This window comes from Streptomyces sp. MnatMP-M17 (assembly GCF_900091995.1).
In the GTDB taxonomy this organism is placed as follows: Bacteria; Actinomycetota; Actinomycetes; order Streptomycetales; family Streptomycetaceae; genus Streptomyces.
The window spans coordinates 1-4719 of the sequence record NZ_FMDK01000324.1 but is presented as its reverse complement, the minus strand read 5'-3'; the positions used below and the strand labels follow the sequence as shown (position 1 = coordinate 4719).

Annotated in this window: 5 protein-coding genes; 2 read left to right on the top strand and 3 right to left on the bottom strand. The window is 68.9% G+C overall.

Going from position 1 to position 4719, the window contains the following annotated elements; genetic code table 11:
- From GA0115259_RS15045 to GA0115259_RS15035, 3 genes are all read right to left on the bottom strand, one after another.
- Nucleotides 1-244: AEC family transporter (locus GA0115259_RS15045; protein WP_176732556.1), on the bottom strand; the 244-nt coding region annotated here is incomplete at its 3' end.
- Nucleotides 245-430: 186 nt separating this feature from the next.
- Nucleotides 431-1294 (bottom strand): helix-turn-helix domain-containing protein, encoded by an 864-nt coding sequence (locus GA0115259_RS15040; RefSeq protein ID WP_093596441.1) that lies wholly within the window; start codon nucleotides 1292-1294, stop codon nucleotides 431-433.
- A gap of 146 nt (nucleotides 1295-1440) precedes the next feature.
- Entirely contained in the window at nucleotides 1441-2391 is a 951-nt protein-coding gene (locus tag GA0115259_RS15035; protein ID WP_093596438.1) for a GlxA family transcriptional regulator, read from the bottom strand.
- Nucleotides 2392-2680: 289 nt separating this feature from the next.
- Here GA0115259_RS15035 and GA0115259_RS15030 point away from each other — a divergent pair, with 289 nt between their 5' ends.
- Together GA0115259_RS15030 and GA0115259_RS15025 are read left to right on the top strand one after the other, a co-directional pair.
- Nucleotides 2681-3181, top strand: coding sequence for a DUF2269 family protein (locus tag GA0115259_RS15030; protein ID WP_093596435.1), 501 nt, complete (start codon nucleotides 2681-2683; stop codon nucleotides 3179-3181).
- A 250-nt stretch (nucleotides 3182-3431) separates the two neighbouring features.
- Nucleotides 3432-4640 carry a S8 family peptidase gene (locus GA0115259_RS15025; RefSeq protein WP_093596432.1) on the top strand — a complete coding sequence of 403 codons (1209 nt, stop codon included), beginning with the start codon at nucleotides 3432-3434 and terminating at the stop codon, nucleotides 4638-4640.
- Nucleotides 4641-4719 lie beyond the last annotated feature (79 nt).

Below are 4719 nucleotides of genomic sequence, written 5' to 3'. Positions count from 1 at the left end.
CCGCCACGAACGCCCCGGCCGCGACGGCCGTACTGAGCGCGGTGACCAGCAGCCGGCTGGAGAGGACCGCCGACAGTTCCGCCTGTGCGAGCGTGGTGAACAGCAGCGCGGGCGTGGCCACATGGAAGGCGAGCCTGGTGAGCACCTCACGCCCGTTCTCGCCGAGATGTCCGCGCCGTCCCATCAGATAGCCGACGCCGATCACCACGGCGATGACCGCGAATCCGGTCAGTACTCCCCGCACTGCGCGTTCCGGCCGATGGATATGGGTGCATGGCTCACACAGCCAACCCTCCCCAGGAACATCACCCGAGGTCAACGTGATCTCGCGCACTGGACATCAGGCTGCCGGCGGCGAGACGGCCGTGGGTACGGCCGGAACTGAGGCAGGACCACGTCGGAACTGCGCCGGAACTGGCTCGGAACGGGCTCAGAACTCCTTGCGGAGAACGGTGAGAAGCTCCTTGGTGCGGCTCGCGGGCTCCGCGTGGGCCACCATCCGGTCCATCGCCTCCATGTGCTCGGCGACCTCGCCCGCCTCGTCCAGATAGAGCGCGCCCGTCAGATACTCGATATAGACCATGTCGGGCACTTCGGGAACGTCGAAGCGGAACAGTACGAACGGGCTGTACGTCCCGGGATGGTGTCCCGCGTCCAACTCGGCTATCTGGATGGTCACATTGGGCTGCTCGGTCGCCTCTATCAGCCGGTCGATCTGCGCCCGCATCACCGCCGCGGAACCGACGGGTCTGCGCAGGACGGTCTCGTCCAGGACGGCCCAGTAGGCCGGCGCGTCCGGGCGGGTGAGCAGCGCCTGCCGCTGGCAGCGCAGGGAGACATGGCGCTCTATCCGTTCGGAGTCGGCCGTCCGTCCCAGCGCGCCCGTGGTCAGCACCTGGCGGGCGTACTCCTCGGTCTGGAGCAGACCCGGCACGAAGTGCGGTTCGTAGACGCGCATGGTCGTGGCGGCCTCTTCGAGGCTCACGTAACCGCTGAACCACTCCGGGAGTACGTCATGGAAACGCTGCCACCAGCCCGGCTCGTTCGCCTTCTCGGCCAGCCGCAGGAATATCCCGGTCTCCGCCTCGCACACTCCGTACGCGGGCAGCAGGATCTGCAGATACGGGATCTTGAGCCCGACCTCGGCCGTCTCCATCCGCCGGATGGTGGCCGCGGTGATCCGCAGCAGCTTGCCGGCCTGCTCCCTGCTCAGCCCCGCCTTCTCGCGCAGGGCACACAACTGCCTACTGAGGACGAGCTGCCCGATCGTCGGGGCAGACCGCGGTTCGCTCATGTCCCACCCCCGAGCAACACCACTGTTTTCGGGCAGTCTGCCACAGCAACTGGTATGTGGGGATGGCATATTGATCGCACGATTCAACCTTCGTGCCACTCGGGTCCCGGGCGCCACCCGGGCTCCGAGGACTCAAGTGGCGGCGCTCAGCCCGCGGAGCCGCGGAAGGCGCGCCGATAAGTGTGCGGGCTGGTGCCGACGACACTCTTGAAGCGTTCGCGGAAGGCCGTGGGTGAGCCGAATCCGGCCTGGGACGCGATGCGGTCGACGGAGTGGGTGGTGGTTTCCAGAAGGTACTGGGCACGGCGGATCCGGGCGCGGTGGAGCCATCGCAGCGGCGTGGTGCCGGTCTGTTCACGGAAGCGCCGGCTGAGCGTACGGCTGCTCATCCTGGCCCGTGCGGCGATGTCCTCCAAGGTCAGCTCCTGGTCCGCGTTCTCCTCCAGCCATCTCAGAAGCGGCTCCATCGCGGATCCGGACGGTGTGGGCGACTGGGCGTGGACGATGAACTGGGCCTGGCCGCCCTCACGTTCGAGCGGCATGACCGACAGCCTGGCCGTGTCGGCGGCCACGGCGGAGCCGTGGTCCTTGCGGACCATGTGCAGACAGAGATCGAGTCCGGCGGCGGCTCCGGCCGAGGTGAGGAACTGTCCGTTGTCGACATAGAGCACATCGGGATCGACGGCGATCTCGGGATGGAGGGCCGCGAGACGCGCGGCGGCGATCCAGTGGGTGGTGGCGCGCAGCCCGTCGAGGAGGCCGGTGGCGGCGAGTACGAAGGCGCCGGCGCAGATGGAGGCGATACGGGTGCCGTCCGCCGCGGCCTCGCGCAGCGCGTCGAGTACGGCGTCGGGGACCGGCCCGGCGTGCTCCAGCGTGCCCGGGACGATGATCGTGTCCGCCTCGCGCAGCCGGTCGAGACCGTGCGGCGCGCGCAGTACGAACGGACCGGCGTCGACCTCTTCCGTGGCGGCGCAGATCAGCACGCGGTAGGCGGCGCGGCCGTCGGGCAGACGCGTGCGGGAGAACACCTCGATGGGTGTGGCGAGGTCGAAGGAGACGACCTGTTCAAGCGCGAGTACGGCCACGGTATGCATGGCGAGAGGCTATGCGAGGAACGGATTACGGCCAAGCGCGCGGAAGCGAGGGCGGCTCGGTGATGTCCCTGTACTGCGCCTGCGCTGTGCCCGTACCGCGCCGACCTCGTGTCCGATTTCATCCTGCTTACGGCACCTGGCGAGAACCCGTTGAATCCTGGCACTCAAGCCACTACTGGACCGCTGCGCCCACGCCTAACGTCGGGCACGGCTTCCCGCGCGGGAGCCCTCCGTATCCCGTCCCGCCCCGCCCCGCCCTTAGACGTACGCCTGAGAAAGCACCCCACCTGTGACGAAATTCCTTCTCGCCGTTCATGTTCTGGCCGCGATCGTCGCGATCGGACCGGTCACCGTGGCCGCCAGCATGTTCCCGCCGGCCGTCCGCCGGGCGCTGGCCGATCCGGGCGATCGGCAGGCGGTGGCATGGGTGCGTCTGCTGCACCGGATCTGCCGTGTCTACGCCGTCATCGGCCTCACGGTGCCCGTCTTCGGATTCGCCACCGCGAGCTCGATGGGCGTACTCGGTGACACCTGGCTGATCGTCTCGATCGTCCTGACCGCACTCGCGGCCGTCGCCCTCGGCGCGCTCGTACTGCCACGCCAGGAAGCCCTGTTGACCGGAATCGAGGCGACCGGGGCGACCGGGGCGGTCAAGGAGACGACCGCCGCCGAACCGGCGGGACGCCGGGCGACCGCCCGACTGGCCATGGTCACCGGGATCTTCAATCTCCTCTGGGCCACCGTGACCGTCCTCATGATCATCCGCCCGGGCTCCACCACAGGCGCCTGACCTTTCGGGTCCCTTGTTCGGGTCCCCCGAGTGGCACGGTTCTTGACGTGGCGTCATTGCCAAGTCATTGCATGGCCATGTCATGTCGATGACATGGCTTCAGACCGTCTTGTCGGCGGCCCACACCCTCCGCGATCGTTCTCGCACAGGCGGTGCCGGAATCACCCGCACCGCCTTGCGCATACATCCGTATGCGTCCCCCACATTTGCGCACGCACCCCCGCGCACCACGTTGAGGAGGACCCCTCACATGGCAAGGATGCGTACCACCAGGACCCGGATCGCGGCTACGTTCACCGCGACCGCGGCGGTCGCGGCTCTCGCCGCCGTCTCCGTCCCCGCCCAGGCGGCCCCCACCGTCGGCACCGTCATCGGCGCCGGCGCCAAGGACGCGGTACAGGGCAGCTACATCGTCACCCTGAAGGAGACGGCCGGCCTCAAGTCCGCCTCGGCCGCGGGCCGGAGCGTCGTGGCCGAGTACGGCGGTACGGTCGAGCACACGTACACGGCGGCCCTCAACGGCTACGCCGCGAACCTCTCGCCCGAGCAGGCGCGGAAGCTGGCCGCCGACCCGGCCGTGGACAAGGTCTTCCAGGACAGCGAGGTGCACGCGCTCGCCACCCAGACCAACCCGCCGTCCTGGGGTCTGGACCGGATCGACCAGGCCGCGCTCCCGCTGAACCAGCAGTACACCTACCCCGACACGGCCGGCCAGGGCACCACGGTCTATGTCATCGACACCGGAGTCCGTATCACGCACCAGGACTTCGGCGGCCGGGCCTCGTACGGATACGACGCCGTCGACGGCGACAACACCGCGCAGGACGGCAACGGCCACGGCACGCACGTGGCGGCCAATGTCGCGGGCAACGTCTACGGCGTGGCCAAGAAGGCCAGGATCGTGGGCGTGCGCGTGCTCAACAACGCGGGCTCCGGCACCACGGCCGGGGTCATCGCGGGCATCGACTGGGTGACCCAGAACCACTCGGGTCCCTCGGTCGCGAACATGTCCCTCGGCGGTGGCGCCAACGCCGCGCTGGACACCGCCGTACAGAACTCCATCAACAGCGGTGTGACCTACGCGGTCGCCGCCGGCAACAACGGGCTCAACGCCCAGAACTACTCGCCGGCCCGCGTCGCCGACGCCATCACCGTGGGCGCGACCACCAGCACGGACGCGCGCGCCAGCTACTCCAACTACGGTACGCGCGTCGACCTGTTCGCGCCGGGCAGCGCCATCACCAGTGCCTGGAACACCTCGGACACGGCGAGCAGCTCCATCTCCGGCACCTCGATGGCCACACCGCATGTGGCCGGAGCGGCGGCCGTCTACCTCGCCGGACACACCACGGCCACTCCGGCCCAGGTGGCCACGGCCCTGGTGAACGGCGCCACGTCCAATGTGGTGGGCAACCCGGGCACCGGCTCGCCCAACAAGCTCCTCCGCATAGTCCCGTAACACATCGGTCCCGTAGTAACCCGTAATAAGCCGACCGCTGCCGACCGCTCTTGCGCCCGCCGCCATCCAGGCGGCGGGC

Excerpts from the sequence above, each read along its gene's own strand:
- GA0115259_RS15040 (WP_093596441.1), bottom strand. The coding sequence starts at position 1,294 with ATGAGCGAACCGCGGTCTGCCCCGACGATCGGGCAGCTCGTCCTCAGT.
- GA0115259_RS15035 (WP_093596438.1), bottom strand. The coding sequence starts at position 2,391 with ATGCATACCGTGGCCGTACTCGCGCTTGAACAGGTCGTCTCCTTCGAC.
- GA0115259_RS15025 (WP_093596432.1), top strand. The coding sequence starts at position 3,432 with ATGGCAAGGATGCGTACCACCAGGACCCGGATCGCGGCTACGTTCACC.